Annotated in this window: 27 protein-coding genes and 1 tRNA gene; 18 read left to right on the top strand and 10 right to left on the bottom strand. The window is 63.7% G+C overall.

What is annotated here, in order from left to right; genetic code table 11:
- Positions 1–2 precede the first annotated feature (2 nt).
- The 5 genes from DAAJ005_RS11845 (at position 3) to sdaAA (ending at position 4,949) form a co-directional block, all read left to right on the top strand.
- Positions 3–353, top strand: a complete 351-nt coding sequence (locus DAAJ005_RS11845; RefSeq protein ID WP_151847277.1) for a hypothetical protein — start codon at positions 3–5, stop codon at positions 351–353.
- Complete coding sequence (gene speB, locus DAAJ005_RS11840; protein WP_151847276.1) at positions 350–1,258, top strand: agmatinase; 909 nt, start codon at positions 350–352, stop codon at positions 1,256–1,258. Before DAAJ005_RS11845 ends, speB begins: the two co-directional genes overlap by 4 nt.
- Positions 1,251–2,450: an imidazolonepropionase gene (gene hutI / locus DAAJ005_RS11835; RefSeq protein WP_151847275.1), complete on the top strand. Its 1,200-nt coding sequence runs from the start codon at positions 1,251–1,253 to the stop codon at positions 2,448–2,450. The genes speB and hutI overlap by 8 nt, the downstream gene beginning before the upstream one ends.
- Positions 2,447–3,940, top strand: a complete 1,494-nt coding sequence (hutH, locus tag DAAJ005_RS11830; protein ID WP_151847274.1) for a histidine ammonia-lyase — start codon at positions 2,447–2,449, stop codon at positions 3,938–3,940. The genes hutI and hutH overlap by 4 nt, the downstream gene beginning before the upstream one ends.
- A gap of 118 nt (positions 3,941–4,058) precedes the next feature.
- Positions 4,059–4,949 (top strand): L-serine ammonia-lyase, iron-sulfur-dependent, subunit alpha, encoded by an 891-nt coding sequence (gene sdaAA, locus DAAJ005_RS11825; protein WP_151847273.1) that lies wholly within the window; start codon positions 4,059–4,061, stop codon positions 4,947–4,949.
- 175 nt (positions 4,950–5,124) lie between these two features.
- On the opposite strand, the gene DAAJ005_RS11820 is transcribed toward sdaAA, so the two are convergent.
- Entirely contained in the window at positions 5,125–5,739 is a 615-nt protein-coding gene (locus DAAJ005_RS11820; RefSeq protein WP_029481757.1) for a helix-turn-helix domain-containing protein, read from the bottom strand.
- Between the two features lie 418 nt (positions 5,740–6,157).
- The gene (gyrA, locus tag DAAJ005_RS11815; RefSeq protein ID WP_151847272.1) at positions 6,158–8,593 is read right to left on the bottom strand and encodes a DNA gyrase subunit A; all 2,436 of its coding nucleotides are present in this window, start codon (positions 8,591–8,593) and stop codon (positions 6,158–6,160) included.
- A gap of 226 nt (positions 8,594–8,819) precedes the next feature.
- Between gyrA and DAAJ005_RS11810 the strand changes: the two genes are divergently transcribed.
- The 7 genes from DAAJ005_RS11810 to DAAJ005_RS11780 all read left to right on the top strand — a co-directional run bounded on the left by DAAJ005_RS11810 (position 8,820) and on the right by DAAJ005_RS11780 (position 13,571).
- On the top strand, positions 8,820–9,497 hold the full coding sequence (locus DAAJ005_RS11810) for a tyrosine-protein phosphatase (RefSeq protein ID WP_151847271.1): 678 nt from the start codon (positions 8,820–8,822) through the stop codon (positions 9,495–9,497).
- Between the two features lie 141 nt (positions 9,498–9,638).
- Positions 9,639–9,989, top strand: a complete 351-nt coding sequence (locus tag DAAJ005_RS11805; protein WP_151847270.1) for a roadblock/LC7 domain-containing protein — start codon at positions 9,639–9,641, stop codon at positions 9,987–9,989.
- A gap of 70 nt (positions 9,990–10,059) precedes the next feature.
- The gene (locus DAAJ005_RS11800) at positions 10,060–10,401 is read left to right on the top strand and encodes a roadblock/LC7 domain-containing protein (protein WP_151847269.1); all 342 of its coding nucleotides are present in this window, start codon (positions 10,060–10,062) and stop codon (positions 10,399–10,401) included.
- The gene (locus tag DAAJ005_RS11795; RefSeq protein ID WP_151847268.1) at positions 10,398–10,718 is read left to right on the top strand and encodes a roadblock/LC7 domain-containing protein; all 321 of its coding nucleotides are present in this window, start codon (positions 10,398–10,400) and stop codon (positions 10,716–10,718) included. The genes DAAJ005_RS11800 and DAAJ005_RS11795 overlap by 4 nt, the downstream gene beginning before the upstream one ends.
- A 109-nt stretch (positions 10,719–10,827) precedes the next feature.
- On the top strand, positions 10,828–11,517 hold the full coding sequence (mnmD, locus tag DAAJ005_RS11790; protein ID WP_151847267.1) for a tRNA (5-methylaminomethyl-2-thiouridine)(34)-methyltransferase MnmD: 690 nt from the start codon (positions 10,828–10,830) through the stop codon (positions 11,515–11,517).
- Positions 11,514–12,488 (top strand): FAD-dependent oxidoreductase, encoded by a 975-nt coding sequence (locus DAAJ005_RS11785; RefSeq protein ID WP_370519708.1) that lies wholly within the window; start codon positions 11,514–11,516, stop codon positions 12,486–12,488. Before mnmD ends, DAAJ005_RS11785 begins: the two co-directional genes overlap by 4 nt.
- 84 nt (positions 12,489–12,572) lie before the next feature.
- A complete protein-coding gene (locus DAAJ005_RS11780; protein WP_151847265.1) occupies positions 12,573–13,571 on the top strand; it encodes an isocitrate/isopropylmalate dehydrogenase family protein in 999 nt (332 codons plus the stop codon).
- 254 nt (positions 13,572–13,825) lie between these two features.
- Here DAAJ005_RS11780 and tpiA read toward each other — a convergent pair whose 3' ends face one another.
- The 5 genes from tpiA to DAAJ005_RS11755 form a co-directional block, all read right to left on the bottom strand.
- Positions 13,826–14,560: a triose-phosphate isomerase gene (gene tpiA, locus DAAJ005_RS11775; RefSeq protein ID WP_151848537.1), complete on the bottom strand. Its 735-nt coding sequence runs from the start codon at positions 14,558–14,560 to the stop codon at positions 13,826–13,828.
- A complete protein-coding gene (locus DAAJ005_RS11770; RefSeq protein WP_151847264.1) occupies positions 14,560–14,877 on the bottom strand; it encodes an NIPSNAP family protein in 318 nt (105 codons plus the stop codon). The genes tpiA and DAAJ005_RS11770 overlap by 1 nt, the downstream gene beginning before the upstream one ends.
- Entirely contained in the window at positions 14,878–16,047 is a 1,170-nt protein-coding gene (pgk, locus tag DAAJ005_RS11765) for a phosphoglycerate kinase (RefSeq protein ID WP_151847263.1), read from the bottom strand.
- A 64-nt stretch (positions 16,048–16,111) separates the two neighbouring features.
- Positions 16,112–17,107, bottom strand: a complete 996-nt coding sequence (gap, locus tag DAAJ005_RS11760) for a type I glyceraldehyde-3-phosphate dehydrogenase (protein WP_029481744.1) — start codon at positions 17,105–17,107, stop codon at positions 16,112–16,114.
- A 197-nt stretch (positions 17,108–17,304) separates the two neighbouring features.
- Positions 17,305–17,853: a YceI family protein gene (locus DAAJ005_RS11755; protein WP_151847262.1), complete on the bottom strand. Its 549-nt coding sequence runs from the start codon at positions 17,851–17,853 to the stop codon at positions 17,305–17,307.
- Positions 17,854–17,932: 79 nt separating this feature from the next.
- Here DAAJ005_RS11755 and DAAJ005_RS11750 point away from each other — a divergent pair, with 79 nt between their 5' ends.
- From DAAJ005_RS11750 to DAAJ005_RS11730, 5 genes are all read left to right on the top strand, one after another.
- Positions 17,933–18,364 (top strand): hypothetical protein, encoded by a 432-nt coding sequence (locus tag DAAJ005_RS11750; protein ID WP_151847261.1) that lies wholly within the window; start codon positions 17,933–17,935, stop codon positions 18,362–18,364.
- A 43-nt stretch (positions 18,365–18,407) separates the two neighbouring features.
- Entirely contained in the window at positions 18,408–18,851 is a 444-nt protein-coding gene (locus DAAJ005_RS11745) for a DUF1775 domain-containing protein (RefSeq protein ID WP_151847260.1), read from the top strand.
- Positions 18,852–18,907: 56 nt separating this feature from the next.
- Positions 18,908–19,303: a copper resistance protein CopC gene (locus DAAJ005_RS11740; protein ID WP_151847259.1), complete on the top strand. Its 396-nt coding sequence runs from the start codon at positions 18,908–18,910 to the stop codon at positions 19,301–19,303.
- Positions 19,300–20,100, top strand: coding sequence for a CopD family protein (locus DAAJ005_RS11735; RefSeq protein WP_192930745.1), 801 nt, complete (start codon positions 19,300–19,302; stop codon positions 20,098–20,100). Before DAAJ005_RS11740 ends, DAAJ005_RS11735 begins: the two co-directional genes overlap by 4 nt.
- 103 nt (positions 20,101–20,203) lie before the next feature.
- Complete coding sequence (locus tag DAAJ005_RS11730; protein WP_151847258.1) at positions 20,204–21,616, top strand: aspartate kinase; 1,413 nt, start codon at positions 20,204–20,206, stop codon at positions 21,614–21,616.
- 52 nt (positions 21,617–21,668) lie between these two features.
- Here DAAJ005_RS11730 and bshB1 read toward each other — a convergent pair whose 3' ends face one another.
- Positions 21,669–22,400, bottom strand: coding sequence for a bacillithiol biosynthesis deacetylase BshB1 (gene bshB1 / locus DAAJ005_RS11725; RefSeq protein WP_151847257.1), 732 nt, complete (start codon positions 22,398–22,400; stop codon positions 21,669–21,671).
- A 103-nt stretch (positions 22,401–22,503) separates the two neighbouring features.
- Between bshB1 and DAAJ005_RS11720 the strand changes: the two genes are divergently transcribed.
- Positions 22,504–22,578: transfer RNA gene (locus DAAJ005_RS11720), tRNA-Thr, on the top strand.
- A gap of 330 nt (positions 22,579–22,908) precedes the next feature.
- Here the strand turns inward: DAAJ005_RS11720 and DAAJ005_RS11715 are convergent.
- Both DAAJ005_RS11715 and DAAJ005_RS11710 read right to left on the bottom strand, forming a co-directional pair.
- Entirely contained in the window at positions 22,909–23,505 is a 597-nt protein-coding gene (locus DAAJ005_RS11715) for an FmdE family protein (RefSeq protein ID WP_151847256.1), read from the bottom strand.
- Positions 23,502–24,842 (bottom strand): nitrate/nitrite transporter, encoded by a 1,341-nt coding sequence (locus tag DAAJ005_RS11710; RefSeq protein WP_151847255.1) that lies wholly within the window; start codon positions 24,840–24,842, stop codon positions 23,502–23,504. Before DAAJ005_RS11710 ends, DAAJ005_RS11715 begins: the two co-directional genes overlap by 4 nt.
- Positions 24,843–25,011: the final 169 nt, after the last annotated feature.

Raw genomic sequence — 25,011 nt, 5'->3', positions numbered from 1 at the left:
TTATGAATCAAGACGGAAGGCTGGTCATACGTGAATATTCTTCTAGTCTAAAAGAAGCGCTTAATGCTTTCTCGGATACAAAAAATAGATTAGAAAATCTTTTATCAGAAGCCTATGACTCAATTGATTTGGTTAAAGATCAAGAGCAGGATAAGTTGAGTAATTTAGAGCTTTCTGGTACTGGGCTTGATTCCACTCCGTTGGCAGAAAATCTTAGAGACTCTATAGATACGCTAGATATGTTTCTGAGTGAAATTTCAAGCTTGCAGGATTGGCTGGATTTTACAGAAGAAGATCCAACAAACCTAAGCCTTGACGATCTGAAAAAGCTCTCGCGTACTGTGAAACGATGACCCCCACCCACCTTCCCTACGCTGGAATCCCCACCTTCGCCCGCGCCCCCATTGTTCAGCCGGACAGCGACTGGACCGCAGACGTGGCCGTGCTGGGCATTCCCTACGACATCGCTTTAGGCTTCCGCCCCGGCGCACGCTTCGCGCCGCGTGCCATGCGGGAGGCGTCGTTGCGTTACGTGCCGCCCTTTACCGGACTGGACGGCGTGACCCGCTTGCAGGACGTGAACTTCGTGGATGCCGGGGATGTGGTGCTGCCCTCGCTGGAGCCGGAGCTGGCGCGGGAACGCATCACGGCGGCGGCGCGGCAAGTCAGATCGCGCTGCCGATTTCCCGTCTTTCTGGGCGGCGATCACAGCGTTTCGTATCCGCTCCTCCGCGCCTTTAACGATCAGCCTGAATTGCACGTCATCCAACTGGACGCGCATCTGGACTTCACCGACACACGCAACGACACACGCTACAGCAACTCCAGCCCCTTCCGCCGTGCCGCCGAGGAACTGCCCAATCTCGTCCACATCACCACCATCGGCCTGCGCGGGCTGCGCCATGACCCGGAAGCGGTGGCGGCAGCGCGGGCGCGTGGGCATACGCTGGTGCCGATGGAGGAGGTGGAGGCCCGCTGCACGCAGATTGTGGAGGCGCTGTCCCCAGGCCGCCCCGTTTACCTGAGCGTGGATGTGGACGCCTTTGACCCCGCCGTGCTGCCGGGCACCAGCAGCCCGGAGCCGGACGGCTTCTCGTATGCGCTGGCCTTGCGCGTGATCGCGGCCCTGGCCCGCCGTCACCAGATTCTCGCGCTGGACGTGGTGGAACTGGCCCCCAACCTTGACCCCACTGGACGCAGTGAGCTGATCGCCGCACGGCTGATCCTGGAAACGTTGTGCGAGGTTTTTCATGACTGAGACACTGTTTACTGGTATTTCTCAGCTCGTCACTCCCGCCCCCGGTCCCCAGCGCGGCGCGGCTATGCGCGAATTAACGGTGGTTGAAAACGCCGCCCTGCTCGTCCGTGATGGCCAGATTGCCTGGGTTGGGCCAGTGAGGGAGGCTCCCTCTCGTTCTGATAAACATGATCTGGGCGGCGTCGCTGTGGTTCCGGGCCTGATTGACCCCCACACCCATGCCGTCTGGGCCGGAAACCGACTGGCCGATTTTGAGGCGCGGGTGGCGGGCGTTCCCTACGAAACCATTCTGGCAGCGGGTGGCGGCATCCGCTCCAGCATCGCGGCCACGGCGGCGGCAACGGTGGACCAACTGGTGGCGCTGGCCCGCCCGCGCCTCGTGGCCCTGCGGCAATCCGGCGCGACGACAATTGAGGTCAAGAGCGGGTACGGCATGGACTTTGACGCCGAGGTGCGGATGCTGCGGGCGGTTCAGGTGTTAAGTCGTGAGTTTGATTTATCGCCCACCCTCCTGATTCATGTCCCGCCCACCGAGAACCGCGAGGATTACGTGCGCGGCGTTTGCGACACGCTGATTCCCCAAGTTGCCGCCGAATCGCTCGCCATTGCCGTAGACGTGTTCTGCGAGGCCGAGGCGTTCTCAGTGGAGGAGACCCGGCAAATCTTTGTTGCTGCTCAGGCTCACGGCTTGAAAGTTAAGCTCCACGCTGATCAATTTCACGCCATTGGCGGTACGGAGTTGGCCTGCCAGATGAACGCCCTGAGCGTGGATCATCTGGAGGCCAGTGGCCCGGCGCAGATCGCGGCGCTGGCCGCGTCCAGCACGGTGGCAACCATTCTGCCCGGCGTGACCCTGCATCTGGGCCTTCTCGCAGCACCGGGACGCGCTCTGATTGACGCGGGCGCGGCGGTGGCGCTGGGAACGGACCTCAATCCCGGCAGTTCTCCGCTGTTCAGCGTACAGATGGCCCTTGCTCTGGCCGTCCGCCTGAACGGCCTGATTCCCGCCGAGGCGCTGACCGCCGCCACCGTCAACGCTGCCGCCGCATTGGGTCTGTCTGACCGGGGCAGCCTGAGCGCCGGAATGCGCGCCGATTTCCTGGCCCTGCACGGCCCCGACTGGCGCGAGTTGCCGTATACGCTGGGCGCGAACCCAGTGCGAGATGTATTTGTGAAAGGAGTGAAACGATGATCCTTGACCGCAGTTTGTCGCTGGAAGATTTTATTGGTGTGGTGCGCGGCGGCGAGAAAGTGGAGCTGTCGGACGCCGCCAGGGAACGCATCCTCAGGGCACGCGCCGTCATCGAGCGTATCGTGGAGAGCGGCGCGGCGGTCTATGGCATCAACACCGGCTTTGGCAAGTTTGCCAGCGTGCGGGTAGGTAACGATGACCTCCAGCAGCTTCAGTACAACCTGATCGTGTCCCATGCTATTGGTGTGGGCGATGCCCTACCTGCCGAGGTGGTGCGCGGTATGCTGCTGTTGCGCGCTGTCTCGCTGTGCCAGGGCCATTCGGGTGTGCGCCCGGAAGTCGTGGAACTGCTGCTACACCTGCTGAACGCCGGGGCGCATCCGGTGGTTCCTGCACAGGGCAGCGTGGGCGCGTCGGGCGATCTTGCGCCGCTGGCGCACCTGGCGCTGGCTTTAATTGGTCTGGGCGAGATTGAATACGGGGGAGAAGTTCGCCCCGCTGCCGACGTGCTGGCCGAACTGAATCTCATCCCGCTGACCTTGCAGGCGAAAGAAGGTCTGGCCCTGATCAACGGCACGCAACTGATGGGCAGCCTGCTGGGTCTGGCCCTTGCGGACGCCCGTACACTGCTGGGAACGGCCAATCTGGCAGCGGCGATGACGGTGGAAGCCCTCTACGGCTCGCATCAGCCGTTCCGCGCCGATCTGGTGGGCCTGCGTCCGCATCCCGGCGCGGTGGCCGTGGCTGCCGAGTTGCGCCACCTCCTGCGCGATTCCGAAATTGCCCCCAGTCACGCCGAATGCGGCAAGGTGCAGGACCCGTACTCGTTGCGGGCCGTGCCCCAGGTCCACGGCGCAACCCATGATGCGCTTGCCCAGGCCGCCCGCATTCTGGACACCGAATTTGCCTCCGTGACCGACAATCCGCTGGTCTTTCCAGAGACGGGCGAAGTCGTCTCCGGTGGCAATTTCCACGGGCAGCCGCTGGCCGTCACTGCCGATGCCCTTAAGGTGGCCGTGGCCGAACTGGGCAGCATCAGCGAACGCCGCTGCGAGCAACTCCTCAACCCGGCCCTGAGCGGTCTGCCGGGCTTTCTGGCGGCGCACGGGGGCCTCAACAGCGGCCTGATGATCGCGCAGTACACGGCGGCGGCGCTGGTCAGCGAGAACAAGGTTTTATCGCACCCCGCCAGCGTGGATAGCATTCCTACCAGTGCCAATCAGGAGGACCACGTCAGTATGGGCGCGCACGGCGCACGCCAGTTGCGCCAGATTCTGGGGCATGTCCAGACGGTGATCAGCATTGAACTGCTGTGCGCCGCGCAGGCGCTGGATTTCCAGCAGCTCCGCGCAGGCGTGGGCGTGCAGGCCGCTTACGAACGTATCCGCGAGGTGGTCCCTTCTATGGAAGAAGACCGCTATTACCGTCCCGATCTGCTGCGCTTGCGGGAGCTGGTGGTGGGCGGCGAGCTGTTAGAAGTGGCCGGATAAAGTCAGGCGTCCGGCCTGTATGGACGCCGTTGCGGTCCACACGTCTAGAGGACTCAGACAGGCGCGTTAGCATGGGTCTCTATACCGCTGTTTCTCGCCCTATCTGGAGGACTTGATCATGACCACGCTAGAAGCCCTGATGAACGCCCCCGCCCCTGCCTCGGCCTGGGTGCTGGAGCGCGACTGCCAGGAAACCGGGCTGGACCCCCAGGACATCCGCGACGAGATGGCCCGCCGCATCCGCGAGATGCGCGACAGCATTGAGCGCGGCCTGAACAGCAGCGCGAAAAGTATCACCGGTATGGTGGGCTGGAACGCCAAGGGCCTGTGGGATTCTCCTGACGCCCTGAACGCCCCACTGATTCGCCGCGTGCAGGCATACGCGATGGCCGTCAACGAGGAAAACGCTCGTATGGGCCGGATTGTCGCCGCGCCCACGGCGGGCAGCGCGGGGACCATTCCCGGCGCGTTGCTGGGCGTGGCCGATCATCTGGGCATCCCCGACGAAAAACTGGTGGACCCCATGATTCTGGCCGCTGGCGTGGGCAAGGCCATCAGCAAGCGCATGTTCATCTCCGGCGCGGCGGGCGGCTGTCAGGCCGAGATCGGCTCCAGTGCGGCGATGGCTGCCGCCGCCGTCGTGGAACTGCTGGGAGGGACGCCCCGCGCCGCCATTCAGGCCGCCAGCATGGCCCTGATGAACACCATCGGTCTGGTCTGCGATCCGGTGGGCGGCTACGTGGAAGTTCCGTGCGTCAGCCGCAACGCCTTCTTTGCCGTCCACGCCGTCAGCGCGGCGCAACTGGCGCTGGCACAACTAGAATCCTTCATTCCCCCCGACGAGGTGCTGGGCGCGATGGCCGCTGTGGGCCGCATGATGCCCGCCGAACTGCGCGAAACGGCGGAGGGTGGGCTGGCGCAAACGCCGACGGGACTGGCCGTAACTGCCCGTATGGAAGGCCGGGGTGAGGACGGCGGCACAGGTATGGTTGAGTTGCCGATGGCGTGAGTCTTTTTCTTCTCTCCCCTTGAGGACGACTGGTACAGCCGCTTACGGAGACAGGTGACGAAGGCGGCGATGGTGAGGGGATCACCGCCAAAACTCTGGACGCAAAGAACAGAAAAACGCCGCCCCGGCAGTTGTCCGGGGCGGCGCAGATTTTAGAAATCAGTGCTGGGGAGGATTACGCAGCGGCGATGGTCGCCAGTGCCTTCTCGTTCTTGAGGGTGATCTTTCCGTAGCCCGCGCTGATCACGCCTTCGCGGCTCAACTCGCCGACCACCTTGGTGACGGTTTCGCGCACGCTGCCCACAGCGGCGGCCAGTTCGTCGTGGGTGGCGTAGATCATGGTGTCGCCGTTCTCGGTCTGGGTGGCCAGGGCGGTGTCCTTCAGCTCCAGCAGCTCGCCAGCAATGCGGGCGCGCAGGCGCTTGCCCACCAGCCGGTAGATGCTCTCGTAAGCGCGTTCCAGGGTCTTGACCAGATGGGTGGTCACCACCAGATTATCCTCGGCGCTCATCAGGGCGGGGTTGATCACGTCAATGCTGCTGTCGGTGACGGCCTCGGCAAAGTAGGCGCGGTTCACTCCGGCCAGGGCTTCCTCGCCAAAATATTCGCCGGGCTTGACATAGCGCAGGGTCAGACCGTTGCCGTCGTCGTCCATGGTATGCACGCGCACCAAACCGCTGGAAACGCGGTACAGCATGTCGCTCTTTCCGGGGTAGAGGATGACGGCTCCGGGACGGTAGGTCACGGTATCGACGAAGGTGCGGGCGGTGCTGTGTTGGGTCTGAGTCATTGTGGTCGCCTCCTGGGCGTTTTCTGGGGAGATAGTGAGGTCGGGGCCATTCCCGACGTGCTTACAGTGTAACCTATCTCTACAATTTTGTAAACACTTTTGTTTCTTTAAACACTGTTTAGCTGACAAAGTCTGACGGTGAGCTGATGAACGAAACCGCTGATCTGGACTGCAAAATCTCGCCTCGTGTCTCTGGTTTCACTCTCACCTCGACTTCATCTGTGATACGTGTCCAGAGGGTGTCAAGGTTCAATCTGGTTTTTTCCCAGCCTGTGCCCAGGCATTGGAGAAAGCTTCAGAATTGGAAACGGGCAGGCCACCAGAGCGAGAACAGCGCCCGAAGCCAGTTGCCCCGGACGCCTTTTCTACCGCCTCTCTGTAAATTGTGGGTTAATGCCCGAAGCTTAGTCGCTCAGGCTCAAACCTCGTCCTCGCGGCGGATCGGGAAGGCGCTGATCACGCTGTCCTTGTCACCGATGTTGATGACCTTGACGCCCTGGGCATTGCGCCCGGTGACGCGCACTTCCTCCACGCGGGTGCGGATCACGGTGCCCTTCTCTGTCAGCACCATCAGCTCCTCGTCGCCGGCCACGCGGGCCAGTGTGACCAGCTTGCCGGTCTTGTCGGTCACGTCCAGCGTGATGACGCCCATGCCGCCGCGCCCCTTGGCCGGGTAATCGCCGACCGGGGTCCGCTTGCCCAGCCCCAACTCGCTGATAGAGAGGAGTTCGCTGGTGTCGTCGCCACCGGGGACCAGGGCCATGCTCACCACGGCGTCGTCCTCGCCTTCACGCAGGCGGATGCCGATGACGCCCTGGGTGGCGCGTCCGGTGTCACGGACCTCGCCGCTCTGGAAGCGCATGGCCTTGCCGTTGCGCGTCGCCAGCACCACATGATCGGCGTCCTGCACGATGCCTACCCCGATCAGCTCGTCGCCGTTCACAAGGTTGATGGCGATCAGGCCCGCAGAGGTGATGTTGCCGTAATCGGTGATCAGGGTCTTTTTGACCACGCCCTTGCGGGTGGCGAAGATGAAGCAGCCCTCTTCCTCAAAGCTCTTGACGCTCAGCACGCTGGCGATGTTTTCGTTGTCGCGCAGGCTGGGGAGCAGGTTACGGATATGCGTGCCCTTGGCGTCGCGGCCCGCTTCCGGCAGGTCATAGATCTTCTCGTGGAAGACGCGGCCCTGATCGGTGAAGAACAGCAGGAAGTCGTGCGTGCTGCCCACGAAAACGCGGGTGTTGATGTCCTCGTCGCGCAGTTTGCCGCCCGAAGACCCGCGCCCGCCGCGCTTCTGCTCGCGGTAGGCGGTCAGGTTGCTGCGCTTCAGGTAGCCCGCCTTGGTCATGTTGATCACCATATCTTCCACGGCGATCAGGTCTTCCTTGGAAATATCGTCTTCCAGAATGGAAATCGTGCTGCGCCGCTCGTCGCCGTACTTGTCGCGGATGTCGCGGATTTCCTTCTTGATCTCGCGCCACAGCAGCTTCTCGTCGCCCAGGATGGAGCGCAGACGGGCAATGATCACGCTCAGCTCGTCGAACTCGCCCTGAATCTTCTCGCGCTCCAGGCCCACCAGACGTTGCAGGCGCATGTCCAGAATCGCCTGAGCCTGAATTTCGGACAGGGTGAAGCGCTGCATCAGCGCGTCGCGGGCCTCAGCACTGGTGTTGCTGGCGCGAATGCGGGCGATGACCTCGTCGATGTCGTCCAGCGCCTTGAGCAGCCCTTCCAGGATATGGGAACGTTCCTCGGCCTTCTTCAGTTCATAGGCGGTGCGTCGCGTCACCACGTCCTGGCGGTGATCCAGGAAGTAACGCATGGTGTCCACCAGGGGCAGCACGCGTGGCTCGCCATTCACGATGCTCAGGTTGATGACGGTAAAGGTGCCCTGAAGCTGCGTGTATTTGTAAAGCTGGTTCAGCACGAGGGTGGGAATCGCGCCGCGCTTGAGTTCAATGACGATCCGCACCGGGTCCTTACGGTCCGATTCGTCGCGCAGGGCCGAGATATCAGGAATCTTGCCCGCCTTGTACATCGCCGAGATGGTCTGGATCAGGTTGGTCTTGTTCACCTGATACGGAATCTCGGAAATGATGACCTGGTTGCGTCCGTTCTTTTCCTCGATGCGGGCCTTGCCGCGCACCTTCAGGCCCGAGTGCCCGGTGGCGTAAGCCTCGCGGATGCCCATCTTGCTGATGCGGCCCCCGGTGGGGAAATCCGGCCCCTGGACGTATTCCATCATCTCATCGAGGGTGATCTCCGGTTTGTCCACCATCGCCAGCAGGCCGTTGCAGATCTCGGTCAGGTTGTGCGGCGGGATGTTGGTCGCCATGCCTACCGCGATCCCGGTTGCACCGTTGATCAGCAGATTCGGCACCGCCGAGGGCAGCACCGAGGGCTGCACGGTGGTGTCGTCGTAGTTAGGCTTCATGTCGACGGTTTCTTTCTCTAAATCCGCCAGCACTTCCTCGGCCACCTTGGTCATGCGCGCTTCGGTGTAACGCATGGCGGCGGGGGGATCGCCGTCAATGCTGCCGAAGTTGCCCTGCGGATGCACCAGCGGGTAACGGATGTTCCACCACTGGCCCAGGCGCACCATCGCGTCATAGATGCTGGAGTCGCCGTGCGGATGGTACTTCTTCATGACCTCGCCCACCACGGACGCGGACTTGGCGTGCTTCTGGTTGCTGTACAGCCCCTCCAGCATCATGGCGTACATGATCCGGCGCTGCACGGGCTTGAGACCGTCGCGCACGTCGGGCAGCGCGCGGTCCACGATCACGTTCATGGCGTAGGTAATAAAGTTGGTCTTGACTTCGCTGGTGATGTCAACGGGATGAATTCCAGTCATGTGGCTCCAGTCGGGGCGGGTAGAAACCGCCCGGCAATGTGGGGGTGATGGAGGCCTGGCGCGGCTGCCAGGAGTGAAACGATTCTAGCACATTATGTTGTTGACGTAATGAATCTCGTTCCGCCGAAGGGGTTCCCTCAATGGGTCTATTGTACCCGAAAATGTCGGCAAAGACGGTGATTCGCCTCGCTTGAGAGTGGGTTGATCCGTGGGCATTCTGTACGTCATGCTAATCCCTCCCGACGGTGCGCTCAACTTCCGCCGCGCGCTGCCCGGTCTGTACCGTAGCGGCAATCTCAGCTTCCTCAGCGAGCAGGGGAGAGTTGAGATGCTGGCCCTGAACCTGAGCCGTATCCTCGATCTGCGAACGCGGGCAGAACGGCACATTGACGCGCCGCCATTTGTCGGACGGGCGGAATACCTGAATCTGTCGCTCTTGTCTCACTGTGTTCGCGAACTCAACGAGGCCAGTCTGGCAGGCAGCAATGGCGTCTATAACTGCGCTGTTCTGGATTACGGCGCGAACAACATTGTCAGCATCTTGGGCGCACTGCTGGACGCCCCGCCCGGCCCGGTGCTGATCCACTGCCACGCTGGAAAGGACCGCACCGGCCTGATCGCCGCGCTGTGCCTGGAATTGGCAGGCTTCAGCCGCGATGAGATTGCCGCCGATTATGTCGCCACTGGGCCGGAGCTGGTGGACTTTTATGCCAGAGGCAGTTTGCGCCGGACTCCCGAGCATCAGAGGCGGGATGCCCCATTCATCCCCACTGTTGTGGACGACATTCTGCGGCCCCTGGCGCATCTGAATTCAACCTGGAGCGGTGTCGCCCCGTATCTGGCGGCCTACGGTTTCTCTCAGGCCGAACAGGCGGCGCTGGGCCGCAGGCTGATGAAGGGCTGAGCCGGAGTGAAGATTTACGCCCGCCGTATCCCGGCTGCCTACGTGTCAGACGCTGTCGGGCCTGTCGATTCGACTTTTCTCACCTCTGGCGCGGAATTTGTGCGTGATTTGAAATAGACCGTCCGTATCATGATCCTCAGAATGCTTGCTCTCCTCACCCAACTGGTCAAAGACGTGGACGGCGCGTGGGCGGCGGCTATTGGCGGGCTGGACGGCCTGCTGATCGAGGGCCACTCCATCACCGACACGGACCTGAACCTCTTGATCGCCGAACACGCCGGGCTGCTCGTGGCCGCAGGCACCGCCTATACCCAGACCCTGAACGCTGGGCAGCCCCGTGAACTGTACCTGCGCGGCGAACGCCTGAGCGTGTACCTGCAGCCCATCCGTGCCGAATACTTTCTGTTGCTGGCCCTGGACGCCCGTAGCAATCTGGGTCAGGCCCGCCTGTATGGCCGCGAGGCCGCCCGCAAGCTGGAGCAGACGCTGTGAGTGTCCTGACCCTGTTGATTCAGGTTGTCCGAGAGGCCAGATTCGTGGCAAACCCACCGAGGAACCAAGCATGAAGATCGATGTTCTGAACAATATTCCCGGTGTGATCGCCAGCGCCCTGGTCGGCCCTGACGGCCTGCCCATCGAATCCAACGGTGACGGCGGCGAGGTGCTGGCCGCTGAGCTGGCCTCGCTCAGGACCAGTCTGGACCGCATGGGCCGCCGCCTGGGGTCCGGCGAGGTCACCCGGCTGGCCTTTACCAGTGACCGCATTGAGGTGGTGGCGCTGGCCGTGGGCGATTTCATGATGGGCGCGGCGCTGGCCCGCAGCAGCGACACCCGCGCCGCCCAGCAGGCCCTGGCCAAGCTGGCGCAGGAAGTCGACAGCTTGCCCCGCGTGGACCGCTCGTGATCGCCACACTGCTGGAAGTGCGCGGCGTGCGGCACACCGTACTGGTCAGCCCGGCAGGCGAGGTGGTCGCCAGCGCTGGAATGTCCGAGGCCCAGATAAGCAGCGAGCTGGGTCTGGTTGCGGCGGGCCGCGCCGTGATCGGCAGCCTGCAAAGCCAGATGGCCGCCGATTCGTGGCAGGAAATTGTGCTGGACTTGGATGGCGGCCCGGTGCTGTTGACCCCCCACGGCGATCAGGTGCTGCTGACCGCGTTCGATGAAGTGGCGAACCTGGGCCGCGTGCGCTTCGCTGTGCGGAAGCTGCTGGGATTGGCGTAATCGTTGTTCAGGACCCGTGCCAGTCACCTGAACTCTGCCAGTCATCAAAACTCTGACTGATACGGAATCCGTGTAACAAGTCGGCAGGTCTGCACTATCCTCAGCGCCGATGTCCCTGCCGCCTGTCACCACACCGCCCGCCGATCCGCCGCACCAGATCATCGAGACGCCCGACGGCTCACGCACGGCCCACAACCTGCGCTTTGGCGAGGCATACGGCTCCCGGCACGGCGCACACACGCAGGCGCGGCATGTCTTCGTGGAGGGTACGCGCACCGACGTGCATCCGGCCCCACGGGTGCTGGAAATCGGCTTCGGTCTGGGCGTCAACTTCCGCGCCACGCTGGCAGATGCAGTGGCGCGTGGGGTGAGGCTGGACTACGTGGCCTACGAATTTGACCCGGCCCCCGCCGAACTGCTGCGCGCAGTTTCAGAGGATGGAGCAGGCGCGGAGCATCCGGCATGGCAAGAGGTCCTGGACCGCTGGCCGCACGCCCCATTTGAAATACAGACCGAAAACGTGCGCCTGACCGTTCATTTTGTGGACGTTCTAAGTGCCGATCTGCTGCAGGACTGGGCCACTGCGCTGTATCTGGACGGCTTCTCACCCACGCGCAACCCGGAGGTCTGGACGCCGGACTTCATCTCGCGGCTGGCCGGAACCCTCGCGCTGGGCGGCATTCTGGCCACCTACAGCGCCGCTGGGCATGTGCGCCGTGCCCTGGCAGCGGCTGGTCTGAGTGTGGAACGCAGACCCGGAGCGCCGGGCAAGCGCGAATGCCTGCGGGCCGTGCGGTGACCCGGATTCTGGTAATCGGCGGCGGCATCGCTGGAGCATCTGTCGCTTATTTTCTTTCAAAACTCGGCGCACAGGTCACGGTCATCGATGCGGGAATCCACGCGGCCAGTTCGGTGCCGTCTGCCCTGATCAACCCGGTCCGCGGGCAGTCGGGCGGCGTGGACACGCGGGCGCTGGAGGGAATGCGGCTGACCTGGGAACTGCTCCGCGAGTTGGAGGTGGCAGGTTTTCACGTCCCGAATGGTCAAACAGGGATGCTGCGCCCTGTTCCCGACGATAAATCCCGCGCCCGCTTCGAGCGCAACCTCCCGCCTGAATTGCCGCACCGCTGGTTGAGCCGGGGTGAGTTGCCCGTGCCGCTGCCCCCCGCCTGGGCACATGCCTTGTGGCTGCCGGAGGGCGGCTGGGTGGACGGCGCGGCCTTCACGCGGGTCTTGCTGGAGGCTTCGGGCGTAGCGGTGATCCGGGGGCAGGCGGCGAGTTGGACGGCGCATTCGGCAAAACTGCGGGAAGCGGACGGCCCCACGCTCCCCACCTTTCACGCCGTGATCCATTGCGGCGGCTCCATCGGCTCAGGCTGGGCGGGCGAGGACCGCACACAGCGCCTGGGCACGCTGCTCACGCTGGACCGGGCGGCGACAGACGTGCCCCTGAGTTTCGGCGCGTATCTGGCTCCATCCGCGCAGGGCGGCGTGCTGGGCGCGACATACGAGACTCCTGCTCAGGGGTGGCAGACCCCGACGCTGCCGCTGGCCTCTCTGGGCTGGCTGCTGGGCAAGGGCGAGGCGCTGGCGGACCTGAGCGGCGTGAACGTGACTGGGCGCTGGACCGGTTCGCGCCTCTCCGGGCTGAAGACTGGGCGGGGCGAGGACGGCGTGTGGCATCTGTCGGGCCTGAGCAGCAAGGGCTTTTTGCTGGGTCCACTGCTGGCACGCGAGCTGGCGGGGCAGATTGTAGAAGCTAAAAAATAGGGGCCGGAAAGAGTGGCTTCCTGTTTTCGTCACACACCCGGTAACGCCTGCGAACCCCACCGCTGGTGAACTAGACTATCGATTATGGCGAAATACCGCATCTGTTCTATCGAGGGCGACGGCATCGGGCACGAAGTCATCCCCGCCACCCGCCGCATGCTGGAGGCCGCAGGCTTTGACGCCGAGTACGTGGACGCCGAGGCTGGGTATGAGTACTACCTGGACCACGGCACCAGCGTTCCGCAGGCCACCTACGACGCGGTGGAAAACACCGATGCCACGCTGTTCGGCGCGGCCACCAGCCCTACGGGCGAGAAACCCCCTGGCTTCTCCGGCGCGATCCGGCACCTGCGCCAGAAGTACGGGTTGTACGCCAACGTGCGCCCCACCAAGACCCGTCCGGTTCCCGGCGCATACGAGAACGTCGATCTGGTCATCGTGCGCGAGAACACCCAGGGCCTGTACGTGGAACAGGAGCGGCGTTACGGCGACACCGCCATTGCCGACACCGTGATCACGGGCGAGGCCAGTCTGCGAATCGGCAAATACGCTGCCGAACTGGCCATGAAGCGCGACAAACGCCTGACCGTGGTGCATAAGGCCAACGTGTTGCCCGTGACGCAGGGCCTGTTTCTGAACACTATTCTGGACCACACCAAAACCGTGGAGGGCCTGAGCGTCAGTACCATGATCGTGGACAACGCCGCCATGCAACTGGTTCGCAACCCGCGCCAGTTCGACGTGATGGTGATGACCAACATGTTCGGCGATATTCTCAGCGATCTGGCCGCCGGACTGGTGGGCGGGCTGGGCATCGCGGCCAGCGGCAACGTGGGCGACAAGTTCGGTATCTTCGAGTCGGTCCACGGCAGCGCCCCGGATATCGCTGGGCAGGGCGTCAGCAATCCCACCGCCACTATGCTGGCCGCCGTGCTGATGCTGGACGAACTGGGCGATCATGAGACGGCCAAGCGCATCGACAACGCCGTGAATAAGGTGCTGACCGAAGGCCCGCGCACCCGCGATCTGGGCGGCACGGCAGGGACGAAGGAGTTCACGGACGCGGTAATCGCGGCGCTGTAGCCCGTCCTGTCACGCTGGGGCATGCAGGCTGTGAATGGAGCGGTAGTGGGTCTGGCCCCGATTCTTTTGCTGGTGGAGGTCAGGCGGGTCAGTTCCCCATATCGAGGTACTGACCGTGAGATCGCCACAGGAACGTGCCAGGGTCTGTTTTCGGAAATGCCCCATCCAGGTTTCCACCCGCGTGGCGTACAACGGCCCAGTCAGCAGAACTCCCCCACCCCAGATTCGGGTGGGGGAGTTCTACGTTGTGCGCTTTACTTCAGGGCGTCATTCATGCCGATCACGTCCGGCACCTTGAGGCTCGCACCGCCCACTAAAGCGCCGTTCACGTTGGGTTTGGCACAGAGGGTAGCGATGTTGTCCGGCTTGACGCTGCCGCCGTACAGGATGCGGATGCCGTCGGCGTCGCTGCCGTAGCGCTCGATCAGCGCGCCCCGGATGGCGGCGGCCAGTTCCTCGGCGTCGTCGGCGGTGGCGGTCTTGCCCGTGCCGATGGCCCAGACGGGTTCGTAGGCCACAACGATTTCCGGCCCCACGCCGCTCAGGCTGCCTTCCAACTGGCCCAGCGTATAGGCCACCTGTTCGCCCTTCTCGCGCACGTCCAGGCCCTCGCCCACGCAGATGATGGGGATCAGACCGTTCGCCTGCGCCTGCCTGGCCTTGGCGGCCACATCTGCGTCGGACTCGTGGTGGTACTCGCGGCGTTCGCTGTGGCCCACGACGGCGTATTTTGCGCCCACGTCGATCAGCATGGCGGCGCTGATCTCTCCGGTGTATGCACCAGACTCATGCGCCGACACGTCCTGTGCGCCCAGCGCCACGCCGGGGGGCAGATGTGCGGCTAGCGACGGTAAAGCGATAGACGGGGCCATGACGGCCAGTTCGGTGTCGTTCGCCGTCAGCTTCTCGCGCAGTTCCTCGGCCCAGGCGCGGGCTTCGGCGGGGGTCTTGTTCATCTTCCAGTTCAGGGCAAGCAAGTTCTGAGTCATCATGTCTCCAGCCCATCCAGGACGGGTCTTAAGAATGTTCGGTCATAGCGGTGGATCAGGCTCGGCACTTCCCGGAACAGGTCCTGGCACACCGGGTCTGCCATCGACTGCTCCCGGTAGCGTTCATAGGCCGCCAGACTGGGAAAGGTAAACAGCGCGTAAGCCAGATCCGATGCTCCCTCGGAGGGCAGGAAGTAGCCGTGATGCTGGCCGCCGAAGGAGTTGATCAGCGTGATCCATTTGCGTCCATATGCCTCGAACTCGGCCAACCGCTCAGGTTTGACCTCGTAGGTCAGGAAGCAGGTGACGGGAGCCACTTAGGCCATCGCCTCCACGCCCGGCAAAGCCTGACCTTCCAGCAATTCTAGGCTCGCACCGCCACCGGTGCTGATGTGTGAAACCTTGTCGGCCTGCCCACTCTTATTGATGGCGCTGACGCTGTCGCCGCCGCCAATGACGGTGTATGCGCCCGCCAGGTTGCCCACGGTGGCGGCAATCGCATTGGTCCCGCCCGCGAACGCCTCGAACTCGAAGACGCCCAGCGGCCCGTTCCAGAACACGGTTTTCGCGCCTTGCAAAGCTTCGGTGTATGCCCTCACGGTATCTGGCCCGGCGTCTAAACCCTGCCAGCCGTCGGGAATCTGGTCACTCGGCACGACCTTGGTGTTGGCGTTGGCATCGAAGGCGTCGGCGGCGATCACGTCGCTGGGCAGCATCAGCTTGTCGCCGTATTCGGCCAGCAGACGCTTTGCCAGTTCCAACTGGTCATCCTCGTGGATGCTGTCGCCGATCTTGCCGCCGCGCGACTTGATGAAGGTGTAGGCCATGCCGCCGCCGATCAACATGCGGTCCACTTTCGGCAGCAGGTTCTCGATCACCTTGATCTTGTCGCTGACCTTGGCCCCGCCGATGATGACCACATAGGGCCGTGCCGGATCGTGCAGCAGTTTGCCCAGCGCATCTACCTCGCGCTGAAGCAGCAGCCCCGCCGCGTGCGGCAGCTCCCCGGCCACGCCGCTGACCGACGAGTGCGCCCGGTGCGCGCTGCCGAAGGCGTCCAGCACGAAGGCGTCGCCCAGACGAGCCAGTTTGGCGTTCAGTCCCGCGTCGTTCTTCTCCTCACCCGCCTCGAAGCGCACGTTTTCCAGCAGGGCCACACTGCCCGCCTTCAGGTTCCGCACCGCCACCAGCGTCTCGTCGCTGGAGGGCAGGCTGTCGATAAAGGTCACGTCCTGACCGAGTATTTTAGACAGCACATCCGCCACGGGTTTGAGGCTGAACTTCGCCTCCGGCCCGTTCTTGGGGCGTCCGAAGTGGCTCATCAGCACCACCGAGGCCGCGCCCATCTCCAGCAGCTTCCTGATGGTGGGCAGGCTGGCCGTCATGCGGGTGTCGTCCTGCACCACGCTGTCCTTGATCGGCACGTTGTAGTCCACGCGCACCAGCACGCGCTTGCCGTTGACGTCGAGTTGATCGAGATTTTTCATCGTTTCTCCTGTAGATAAAAAAGATGGCAGAAGGCCTCAGCCCTCCACCATCTGCGGGCGCTGTTTAGACGCCTTTTTCCTGAACCAGTTCCACCAGATCGGCGATGCGGTTGCTGTAGCCCCACTCGTTGTCGTACCACGAGAAGAACTTGACGAGGTTGCCCATCGCCATGGTCAGGCCGCCGTCGATGATCGCGCTGTGCGAGTCACCCACGATGTCCTGGAGGACAATCGGGTCCTCGGTGTAGCTGATGATGCCCTTGTGGGTGGTCTCGGCGGCCTTGCGGAACACGTCGTTGACCTCTTCCACGGTCACGTCACGGCCCAGGATGACCACCACGTCGCTGATGCTGCCGACAGGGGTGGGCACGCGCAACGAGGTGCCGTCGAACTTGCCCTTCAGCTTGGGGTACACCTGTGAGACGGCCTTGGCCGCGCCCGTGCTGGTGGGGATGATGTTGATGGCGGCGGCACGCGCGCGGCGCAAGTCGCTGTGCGGCAAGTCCAGGATGCGCTGATCGTTGGTGTAGCTGTGGACGGTGGTCATGATGGCCTTCTCGATGCCGAATGCCTCGTCCAGCAGTTTCATTGGCGCGCCCAGGCTGTTGGTGGTGCAGCTCGCGTTGCTGATGATGTTGTGGTTCTTGGGATCGTAATCCTGCTCGTTGACGCCCAGCACGATGGAGAAGTCCTCATTCTTGGCGGGGGCGGTAATCAGCACTTTCTTCGCGCCGCCGGCCAGGTGCTTGCTCGCGCCCTCACGGCTGGTGAAGATGCCGGTGGACTCGATGACGATGTCCGCGCCCATCTCGCCCCACTTGATGTTGGCGGGATCGCGCTCGGCCAGCGTGTGAATCTTCTGGCCGTTGACGGTCATGCTGTCGTCGTCGTAGTCCACGGTGCCCTTGAAGCGTCCGGCGGTGGAGTCGTACTTGAGCAATGTGGCCAGCGTCTTGTTGTCGGTCAGGTCGTTGATCGCCACCACGTCAATGCCGCGCTCCACCAGAATGCGGAACACCAAGCGTCCGATGCGGCCAAACCCGTTGATCCCGACTTTCATCTTGCCCGAATTGTTTCCCGTCATGCTTCCTCCAGTCTTGAGGGCCGCCACCCCACAGCAGAACAGCCCACTGCGGGCGGCGACAGACCTCTCATGGCCCAGTCTAACGGCTGGCGTCAGTTTCGGCTTGGTGTCTCATCTACACCAAAGCGTAAGCTTGTCAACACAGATAGGTCAATACGCGGCTGGGAGAACGTTCAGCGCGCGGTCAGCACGAAACCGACGTTCACCGTGATGACGTCGGCCCCGCCTGGATAGCGCACGCCGTACTCCAGCGGATTGAACTTGAACTGCGTGCTGACATTGACCTTGCCTGCGTTCAGGGTGGCTTTGACCGGCACGCTGACCGGCTTGCTGATGCCCTTGACGGTCAGTTGGCCACTGGCTGTTGTCGCCAGGGTCTGTCCCTCCGTCAATTTGCCGCCCGTCAGCTTCTCCAGTTTGAAGGTGGCATCTCTGAACTGAGCGGTGTTCAGCGCCCCTGTGCCCTTGGCGTGGCTGTCGCGCAGGCTATTGCCGGTCTTCAATTCTGAGAGCGGCACGGTGACCAGACCTGTGGTGGCGGCCAGATCGTCGGTGTCCAGATTCACAGTGCTGGTCACGCCTTCCATCGTCCCTTTCACATTCACGAAGGTCACGCGGTACTCGAACGTCGCGTTGCCGCCGCCCGCCGCGTAGGGTGCGGCCTGACTGTGAGCTGCGCCCAGCCCCAGCACACCAATGAGGGAAAGGGCAGCCTGCTTCATGGCTTGATGTTAAACGGGCGTGCTGCACCTGGCTGTAGGGACGCTTACCCCGGTGGGTGTCAACTAGACTTCTGTAACTGTGAAGTCTGCCCGCCGTCTCCAGCCTCTGCTCAGCCGCCTGATGGCCGTGCTGACGGTGCTGGCCGCCTTCGCGTTTCAGGCGCGGGTGGGGGGCATGGTGGACCTGCCGATGCTGGGAATGTCGGGCATGGTGCGGATGGCCGGGTACCCTATGTCTGGACACCAGATGGCCGGGATGCCTGTCGGGCCGTCCGCCGCCTCTGCACTTCCAGTTCCGCAGCCCCAGCAGGGTCAGGGTGACAGGGAGAGCCACAACCACGCCGCGCACTGTCCTTTCTGTGTGACCGGAGCCTTTGCGCTGGAGGCTGGCGTCCTGCCGCTGCCCACGGCCCCGCCGCGCCAGATTTCCCGGCCATTGCCTCTTGCCGTGGCTGACGTCCCCGCTGTACCACGTCACGCCGATGCCCGCGCACCACCCGTTTCCCTCTGAAAACCCTGCATCCCACACCCTTTTTCAGAGGAGAACGTCCACCATGCAAAAAATTCTGACCCTGTCCGCTGCTCTGCTGCTGTCCTTCGCCGCCGCCCACGCCACCGTCCGCACCGAGGCGGGAACCAGCGAATCCGCCGCCGGAAAATCCGAAACCTACCGCCTGAACGTCCCCGTGGAAAAGGAACTGGCTACCACCCAGGTTCGCCTTGTCATCCCCGCAGGCGTGGGTATCAGCCGCTTTCAGGTCACGCCCGGCTTTGCCCGCACCGTGACCAAAAATGCCGACGGACTGGTGACCGAAGTGGTCTGGAAGGGTGACATTGCCTCGATGGAGTACGCCCGCTTCTTTTTTCAGGCCGTCAATCCGGCCCAACCTGGCGAACTGGTCTGGAAGGTTTACCAGACCTACGCCGATGGCAGCGTGGTGGCCTGGGACGACACCCAGCCCGACAAGACGCCCGCCAGCCACACCACCGTCAAGTAACTGACCGGGGCAGGGGAGACTCTGCCCCCGCTGTCTCAAAGCCTCACGGAGAATCCATGCGTGCAATTCCTTTCCTGCTGGCCCTGATTCTGGGCACCGCCTCGGCCCACACCGCCATCGCGTCCATGACCCCCGCCGCCGAATCCACCGTCAACGCCCCGAAAGAAGTCGTCCTGAAATTCAGCGAACCCATTGAACTGCGCTTTTCTACCTTCCGGGTGATGGCTCTGGGCACGGGAATGAAGCCCGAGGATGGTGCAAAAACGGCGCTGGCCCTGAAAGCGGACGCCTCCGAACTTGCCAATCTGCCGCTCACTGCCAGGAATCTGGCCGCGCAACTCCGCATCCCTCTCAAGCCCGATTTGAAGGCCGGGAAATACGTTGTCGCCTGGAAAATCCTGTCTGAGGACGGCCACCCGGTCACGGGCCAGAACGTTTTTACGGTGAAATGACACCCGAATTGCTGCCCAACCTGCTGCTGTACCTGGGCGCGGCACTGCTGGTGGGTGGTGCCTTTGCCCGGAGGCTGCTGACGCCAGGGCATCCGGGGTTGGTCTGGCTGGGCGCAGGGCTGGCGCTGCTGATCCTGGGCGGCGGTCTGGGCGTGTACACCACCCTGGCCGCATTGGGCTTCACCGCCCCTGCTGACATTCTGGATTACCTGACGGGTACGGTGGCGGGCCGCGCCGTCCTGATTGTGTGGATCGGGGCGTTAGTCCTGCTGGCTGCCGAAATCGCGGACCTGACGTGGCTGGCGACGCTGGGCGCTTCAGGTGTGCTGCTGTGGGGACTGGCTGGAATTGGGCACGGGGCCTCGCACGGGCAGCTTGTCTACGTCCTACACACCCTGCACGGCGGGGCGATGTGCCTGTGGGTGGGCGGCGTCTTCGCGCTGCTGACGCGGCGTGGAGCCACGGCTGCCCTGGCCCGTAGATTCACGCCCTACGCTCTTGGTTCGGTGCTGGTGCTGGGCGTCAGTGGCGTGTGGATGTCACTGGAACATGCGGGCAACCTGTTGCAACTCCCCGCATCGGGCTATGGGCGCACGCTGCTGCTCAAGGTGGCGCTGGTGGGGTTGGCACTGCTGGCCGCCATCGTCGTTCGCCGCGCTTTTGCCGTAGGTCAGGGTGTGCGCCCCCGTCTGGCCGCCGAGGCGCTGACGCTACTGGCGGTGCTGGGCGTGACAGCATCCCTGTCGGGTCAGGCTCCACCAACGCACGGAAGCGGAACGGAACATTCAGACCACTGAAGCCGAATCCGGCGGGGAGCGTGGTGAGCATCCGCCCTCCCTTTTCGTTGGCTGCCCAGACTTCCTTTCCCCCGGTCATTCGCCTCGCTCCATACTGACCCCCATGAGCGACACCCTTCTCGTAATGAAATTTGGTGGCACCAACATGCAGGACGCCAGAGCCATTCGCCACAGCGCCTCGCTGACGGGCCGCAGCCTCTCGGCGGGCGTGCGCGTGGTGGTGGTGGTCTCTGCGATGGCCGGGGTGACCAACGGCCTGCTGGCCCTGGCCGACGCCGCCGAATCCGGGGACATCGCCGCCGCCAACGACGAGATCGCTGCGCTGCGAACCCGCCACTTCACGGCGGCCCAGGAACTCGGCGCGGCCCCCGACAGCCCCACCGTGCGCGACATCCGCGAGATGCACGAAATGCTGCGTCAGGCGGTCTACGGCGTGTACTTGCTGCGCGAACTGACCCCGCGCAGCCGGGACCTGATCGTGGCCTTCGGTGAGCGCCTCTCGGCCCCGCTGATGGCTGTGGCGCTGGAGGGCCAGGGCTTCCGCGCTCATCACCTGACCGGCGGCGAGGCGGGCATCCTGACCGATCATCATTTTGGCAACGCCAAGCCGCTGCCCACGACCTACGAGCGCGTCAAGGACCGTCTGAGCGGGCTGCTGGCCGCCGGAGTCACCCCCGTGGTGTCCGGCTTCATGGGCGAGACCGAACGCGGCGCGATCACCACGCTGGGGCGCGGCGGCACCGATTTCTCGGCCACGATTATCGGCAAGGCGCTGGGCGCGAACGAGGTGTGGGCCTGGAAGGATGTGGACGGCGTGATGAGCGCCGATCCGCGCGTAGTTAAAGACGCACGCAACATCACAGTCCTCAGCTACGGCGAGGTCATGGAGCTGGCCTACTTTGGCGCGAAGGTGCTGCACCCGCTGGCGGTCACGCCATTGCAGGAAAGTGGAATCCCCTTGCGGGTCAAGAGCGCCGCTGATCCCGATTTTCCCGGCACCCTGGTGCAGGCCCAGGCCCAGGACGAGGCTGGGCAGCCCGTCAAGGCGGTGACCGCCATCCGCAACGTGTCCATCATCAACATCAGCGGCGCGGGCGTGCTGGGCATCCCCGAGGTGATCGCCAGCGTCTTTGACGCGATTGCCCGCGAGAACATTACCCTGCTGATGGTCTCCCAGAGCAGCTCCATGAGCAACGTCTCGCTGGCTGTGCAGAGCAGCGACGCCGAGCGCACCCTGGCCGCCCTACGCGCCGGAGTCAGCCGCGAACTGAAGGTGGACCGCCAGTCGGATGTAGCGGTCCTCGCCATCGTGGGCAGTGGCATGCGCGGCCAGAAAGGGGTCTCGGCGCGGCTGTTCACGGCGCTGGCGGGCCAGGACATCAACATCCTGATGATCTCGCAGGGCAGCAGCGAGCTGAACATCAGCGTGGCCATCGAGGGCGCTCAGGTGGACGACGCCACCCGCGCCGTGCATGCGGCCTTTGGGTTGGGCGTGCGGGCGGAAGCTGCGGACTGATCCGCCCCTACAGCGCCTCTGTTTATAGGGCCGTTTTTTACAGCACCGCTTTTTATAGGGCCAGCGGGTCCAGCAGCAGCGGGTCCTGGGCCTCGAAGGCTTCGGCGTAGCGCACGCGCGCCAGCGTGCCCCAGTAACTCTGGCGGGCGCGGCGGCGCTCGATGATCTCGGGCGTGACCGTCTCGGAAATCACCTCGCCGGAAAACTGGCTGTCGTGGGCGCGCACGGCGGCCTCCCATTGCCCCTGCACGCCCCCCACATCAATCAGCACATCAGGTTGAATGTCCGCGTTTCCCTGGTACAGCAGCGTTCTGGCAATGCGCCACGGCTCGCCGTCCAGATCGGCCTTGCGGAGCTGCGCCAGATGCACTGCCCGCCGCGCCAGATGGTAGGTGCCGAAATGATCTGGGTGGCGGTCTTTGTGGTGCGGCACCAGCAGCACGCGCGGGCGTACGGCCCGCAGGGCGGCGGCCAGGGCATGCGCGGCAGTGGGGGTATCGGTCAACTCTCCGTCGCCCAGGCCCAGATTGCCGCGCCAGCACAGGCCCATGATGGCCGCTGCCTGCGCGCATTCGGCCACCCGCACTTCCGGTGTTCCCTGCGTGCCCCGTTCCCCGCGCGAGAGTTCCAGAATGCCCACCGCGCGCCCAGCCTGCGCCAGCCGGATCAGGGTGCCGCCCGCGCCGATCTCGGCATCGTCGGGGTGGGGGGCCAGACAGAGCCAGTCCAGTGACTGCGGCGTACCGTGGACCGTCTGGAAGGGATGGGGCGGCGGCTGGATCATGCTGGACAGCATAGGCGGGATGAGGTTGCTCCGGGAAGCGCATTTGCCTTGACACTCTGTGGCGGCGTGCCTATACTCCCTGAGCCTTGTGCAAAGAAAGCAGGCCAGTGTAGCTCAGTGGTAGAGCAACTGATTCGTAATCAGTAGGTCGTCCGTTCGACCCGGATCACTGGCTCCAAGAAGTTCTGATCAGATGGCCCCGCCTGGCGCGGGGTTTTCGCTTTTGCCCCTTAGCCTGAAATAGTCACGATGGCCCGATTGTCATTACTGGAAAAAGTGGCCTCAATTGGAAATGCCCGCTGCCTGCGGAAAAAGATCACTCAGATCGAACGCCGCTTCCTTGCGCTGATCGTCTTGGGCGGGATGCCGCGGCAATCCTCTGTTGGAGGTCTGCGCGGAGCGTTCGTGGTAGGAATGACTCTGAGCCGCCCAATCCACCAGCTTCAATTTTGCTCGAACAATACCACCGACAGAAGCCAGTCTCGCTGCGGCGATTTGTGGCTGAACATCACTTCATCTGCCAGTACCCTTGCCCCGCGCAGTCGCGGCACAGCACAGATTCTTCCTGACGTACCTCACGCTCGTTGATGATTTCTTCTCCGCAGGCGTCGCAGATGGCGCGTTTGCCGTTGACGCTGATCACGGCTGCCAGATCCAGGGTCAGGCGAATGGGCATGACAGTAAAGAGGTCTTGGTCCTCCCAGGTCTGGTACGCGTCCATGTAGGCATCCCAGCGTTTCACGCCTTCCGCGCGGCCCGCACGCACCCTCGCCCGTAAATCGGTGTGTGGCGCGATTCGCACGGCCTGTCCAGTTCGCACCTCCACGAACGTCGCGGCCACCTTGCCGTGATCTACCAGCCGCAATGTGCGGCGGCCCAGCCAGCAGCCCGTGGCCACCGAGAGGCCATCGGCAAAGCAGCCGTCGGTCTCGGCCAGCACCATCAGTTTCTTGTCGGTACGCGGCACAGCCATGCCCAGCGCCTGACCAGCCAGTAGGCCCATGCGTGCGCCGAGAATCTGGCGGGGACACAGGTGGTTGTGCAGCGCGACACTTCGGGCCAGCAGCTCGTCTAGCCGGGGCGGCGGCTCAAGAATGGCGCTCACGGATGGGCCTCAATCCGGTCTTGCAGGTGTGGTGCGGCGCGGTTCATCATCCGCATGATACTCAGGTGCATCCAGGCCAGGGCAACGAGAGTAATCAGCAGCACGACGATAAAGGTACTCTGCGGAAAGCCGGTGGCGGATTTGGCGTAGGCGAACAGCGGCGTGAGTAAGAAGCCTCCCAGGCCGCCCAGCATGCCCACCAGCCCGCCCACCGCGCCCACGTCGCGGGGAAAGTATTCGGGAATGTGCTTGTACACCGACGCTTTGCCGATGCCCATCGCCACGCCCACAAGAAATAGCAGCGCCGTGAAGGGCCACACGCCCAGCGTGAAGTGCATCACGTCGCGGGTGACGGTTGTGCCGTCCGCTCCTGGCAGATACAGCACGATGTGGCCGCTGGGCATGCTCATCACCAGCAGGGCCAAAGCCATCAGCCCGAAGGCCCCGTAGGTGGCCGCCCGTGCCCCGTAGCGGTCTGAGAGGTAGCCGCCCAGCGGACGCAGCAGGCTGGCCGGGAAGATGAACAGCGCGGTCAGCAGCGCCGCCTCGTAGAGCGGCAGCCCGAACACGTCCACGTAATATTTGGGCATCCACGCAGCCAGCGCTACATATGACCCAAAGAACACCACGTAATACAGCCCGAAGCGCCACACGCGCGCGTTTCGCAGCGGCGCGAGCATCTCCTGGAGCGGACGGCCCTGTGCCGGCGTGCGGTCTTGATGGGGCGCAAAGATCAGCACGGCCAGCCCCATCAGAACCAGCAGCACGCCGTACAGAAAAGGAATGGCCCGCCACCCACCGGGAAGAAGGCCGCCCAGCAGCCCCGCCGCCGGAATCGCCACGATCATGGCCGGGCCAATGAATTTGGTGACGCTGGCCCCCACGTTCCCGGCCCCGAACACGCCCAGCGCCGCGCCCTGCTGCCCGCGCGGGAACCACACGCTGTTCCAGGCCACGCCCACCGAGAAGCTGTTCCCGGCGAAACCCACCAGAAAGGCCAGCAGCAGCAGCATGGGGTAACTCTGCACGTAAGCGATTAAAAAGGCGGGAATGGCGGTCAGCAGCAGCATCGCGCCCATGACGCGGCGTCCGCCCAGGCGGTCTGTGATGATGCCCGCAGGCAGCCGCCACAGCGAGCCGTTCAGCACGGCCACCGCCGAGAGCCAGGACAGTTGCACGTCGCTCAGGCCGAATTCCTTGCGAATGGGCAGACCCAGGATGCCGAACATCAGCCATACGGCGAACATCAGCGTGAAGGCCAACGTGGACAGAGTCAGGACGCGGCGGGAAGCACTGGCCTCGGCAGTGGTGGGGACGGGACTGGTAGGGGTGGTCATTTCGGGGAAACCTCCATCTTCCCGCGTCTATTGTCTGGACCTGCGGGAGGGCTGAGCGCATGTTGGCGGCGTCCACTTACAAGTGGTTAACAAATGCAAGGAGATGGGGTGGACCCGTGGCCGGGCGGCTCTCTCGCCTCCAGTTGCTGCGCGGCCCCACTCTCTGTGC

It is taken from the genome of Deinococcus sp. AJ005 (assembly GCF_009017495.1).
Lineage (GTDB): Bacteria > Deinococcota > Deinococci > Deinococcales > Deinococcaceae > Deinococcus.
Note: the sequence above shows the minus strand (reverse complement) of the source record. Positions and strands in the feature narration are given on the sequence as shown.

Excerpts from the sequence above, each read along its gene's own strand:
- DAAJ005_RS11845 (WP_151847277.1), top strand. The coding sequence starts at position 3 with ATGAATCAAGACGGAAGGCTGGTCATACGTGAATATTCTTCTAGTCTA.
- speB (WP_151847276.1), top strand. The coding sequence starts at position 350 with ATGACCCCCACCCACCTTCCCTACGCTGGAATCCCCACCTTCGCCCGC.
- hutI (WP_151847275.1), top strand. The coding sequence starts at position 1,251 with ATGACTGAGACACTGTTTACTGGTATTTCTCAGCTCGTCACTCCCGCC.
- hutH (WP_151847274.1), top strand. The coding sequence starts at position 2,447 with ATGATCCTTGACCGCAGTTTGTCGCTGGAAGATTTTATTGGTGTGGTG.
- sdaAA (WP_151847273.1), top strand. The coding sequence starts at position 4,059 with ATGACCACGCTAGAAGCCCTGATGAACGCCCCCGCCCCTGCCTCGGCC.
- DAAJ005_RS11820 (WP_029481757.1), bottom strand. The coding sequence starts at position 5,739 with ATGACTCAGACCCAACACAGCACCGCCCGCACCTTCGTCGATACCGTG.
- gyrA (WP_151847272.1), bottom strand. The coding sequence starts at position 8,593 with ATGACTGGAATTCATCCCGTTGACATCACCAGCGAAGTCAAGACCAAC.
- DAAJ005_RS11810 (WP_151847271.1), top strand. The coding sequence starts at position 8,820 with ATGCTAATCCCTCCCGACGGTGCGCTCAACTTCCGCCGCGCGCTGCCC.
- DAAJ005_RS11805 (WP_151847270.1), top strand. The coding sequence starts at position 9,639 with ATGCTTGCTCTCCTCACCCAACTGGTCAAAGACGTGGACGGCGCGTGG.
- DAAJ005_RS11800 (WP_151847269.1), top strand. The coding sequence starts at position 10,060 with ATGAAGATCGATGTTCTGAACAATATTCCCGGTGTGATCGCCAGCGCC.
- mnmD (WP_151847267.1), top strand. The coding sequence starts at position 10,828 with ATGTCCCTGCCGCCTGTCACCACACCGCCCGCCGATCCGCCGCACCAG.
- DAAJ005_RS11780 (WP_151847265.1), top strand. The coding sequence starts at position 12,573 with ATGGCGAAATACCGCATCTGTTCTATCGAGGGCGACGGCATCGGGCAC.
- tpiA (WP_151848537.1), bottom strand. The coding sequence starts at position 14,560 with ATGACTCAGAACTTGCTTGCCCTGAACTGGAAGATGAACAAGACCCCC.
- pgk (WP_151847263.1), bottom strand. The coding sequence starts at position 16,047 with ATGAAAAATCTCGATCAACTCGACGTCAACGGCAAGCGCGTGCTGGTG.
- gap (WP_029481744.1), bottom strand. The coding sequence starts at position 17,107 with ATGAAAGTCGGGATCAACGGGTTTGGCCGCATCGGACGCTTGGTGTTC.
- DAAJ005_RS11755 (WP_151847262.1), bottom strand. The coding sequence starts at position 17,853 with ATGAAGCAGGCTGCCCTTTCCCTCATTGGTGTGCTGGGGCTGGGCGCA.
- DAAJ005_RS11745 (WP_151847260.1), top strand. The coding sequence starts at position 18,408 with ATGCAAAAAATTCTGACCCTGTCCGCTGCTCTGCTGCTGTCCTTCGCC.
- DAAJ005_RS11740 (WP_151847259.1), top strand. The coding sequence starts at position 18,908 with ATGCGTGCAATTCCTTTCCTGCTGGCCCTGATTCTGGGCACCGCCTCG.
- DAAJ005_RS11735 (WP_192930745.1), top strand. The coding sequence starts at position 19,300 with ATGACACCCGAATTGCTGCCCAACCTGCTGCTGTACCTGGGCGCGGCA.
- DAAJ005_RS11730 (WP_151847258.1), top strand. The coding sequence starts at position 20,204 with ATGAGCGACACCCTTCTCGTAATGAAATTTGGTGGCACCAACATGCAG.
- bshB1 (WP_151847257.1), bottom strand. The coding sequence starts at position 22,400 with ATGATCCAGCCGCCGCCCCATCCCTTCCAGACGGTCCACGGTACGCCG.
- DAAJ005_RS11710 (WP_151847255.1), bottom strand. The coding sequence starts at position 24,842 with ATGACCACCCCTACCAGTCCCGTCCCCACCACTGCCGAGGCCAGTGCT.